Here is a 1029-nt window from a genome sequence, read left to right as displayed (position 1 = left end):
TATGTAGTTTTTATTTCAAATCGCCTGCGTCCTTCTTTCCCAGCTTTGGGGGAGAGTTTAAGTTTGTTTATTGAAACGCATGTTCGTGAAGAAGCCATCCGCCTTTTTGGTTTTATTGCGAAAGCGGAACAAGAATGGTTTTGCTTATTACAAAATGTGCCTGGTGTAGGAGCAAAAGTTGCTTTGGCAATTTTGGGAACTTTATCGCCAGATGAACTGGCACAGGCGATTGCCTTAAACGATATTGCAATGATAAGTCGTGCTCCAGGCGTTGGTAAAAAAGTCAGTGAAAGAATTGTGAGCGAACTGAAAAGCAAAGCTCTCCCTTTTAGTGAAAAGGTGATCCATAGCGCTCCACTCCCTCATTTGGAGGTGACCAATCAACCTACAAATGATGCACTTTCCGCTTTGATTAAGCTTGGTTTTGAACGTGATCAAGCAGCTAGAGCTCTTGCTTTAGCGGTGAACGCTCTTGAAGGGGAGACTGTTTCCTCTGCATTGCTTATTCGCCATAGCCTCAAATTGCTTTCTCCTCCTACTTAGCGCAAGGTCACAATGCATAAAGATGAAGATCAACGCCTTTTGGGTGCCGTCCCCCTTCCTAATGATCCAGATCGTTCCTTAAGACCACAAGTGCTTGATGACTTTATTGGTCAAGAGGCAGCACGGGCCAATTTAAAAATATTTATTGAAGCGGCAAAAGCGCGTCAAGAGGCACTCGATCATGTTTTGTTTGTAGGACCACCTGGTTTAGGCAAAACAACGCTTTCACAAATTATGGCCAAGGAACTAGGGGTTAATTTTCGCTCTACCTCAGGTCCTGTTATTGCTAAGGCGGGAGATTTGGCAGCTCTCTTAACCAATCTAGAAGAGCGCGATGTTTTGTTTATTGATGAAATTCATCGTTTAAGTCCGGCTATTGAAGAAATTCTTTATCCCGCCATGGAAGATTATCAGCTTGATCTTATTATTGGTGAGGGACCGGCAGCACGTTCGGTTAAAATTGATCTTGCTAAATTTACTTTGGTT

2 protein-coding genes are annotated in these 1029 nt (G+C 43.1%); both read left to right on the top strand.

All coding sequences use genetic code 11. From position 1 onward, the window contains the following. The coding region (ruvA, locus tag ACFINS_RS09765) for a Holliday junction branch migration protein RuvA (RefSeq protein ID WP_375706151.1) at nucleotides 1-543 on the top strand (543 nt) is incomplete at its 5' end. A gap of 12 nt (nucleotides 544-555) precedes the next feature. Beyond that, a partial coding sequence (locus ACFINS_RS09760) for an AAA family ATPase (RefSeq protein WP_375706150.1) occupies nucleotides 556-1029 on the top strand: 474 nt, incomplete at its 3' end.

The sequence above is a fragment of the Bartonella sp. AA2SXKL genome (assembly GCF_042197205.1).
Lineage (GTDB): Bacteria > Pseudomonadota > Alphaproteobacteria > Rhizobiales > Rhizobiaceae > Bartonella.
The sequence above is the reverse complement of the archived record's forward strand: the minus strand, read 5'-3'. Positions and strand labels throughout refer to the sequence as shown.